The 255-nt window shown below is 51.8% G+C and carries 1 rRNA gene; it reads right to left on the bottom strand.

The features are described 5' to 3' along the window. Nucleotides 1-255: ribosomal RNA gene (locus tag J1784_RS00050) — 16S ribosomal RNA — on the bottom strand; the annotation flags it as partial.

The following is a 255-nucleotide window of genomic DNA, read 5'->3' on the forward strand; positions in this document are numbered from 1 at the left end:
GGCAGTCTCCTTTGAGTTCCCACCATTACGTGCTGGCAACAAAGGATAAGGGTTGCGCTCGTTGCGGGACTTAACCCAACATTTCACAACACGAGCTGACGACAGCCATGCAGCACCTGTCTCAGAGCTCCCGAAGGCACTAAGCTATCTCTAGCGAATTCTCTGGATGTCAAGAGTAGGTAAGGTTCTTCGCGTTGCATCGAATTAAACCACATGCTCCACCGCTTGTGCGGGCCCCCGTCAATTCATTTGAGT

The organism is Rahnella ecdela (genome assembly GCF_019049625.1).
Taxonomy (GTDB): Bacteria; Pseudomonadota; Gammaproteobacteria; order Enterobacterales; family Enterobacteriaceae; genus Rahnella; species Rahnella ecdela.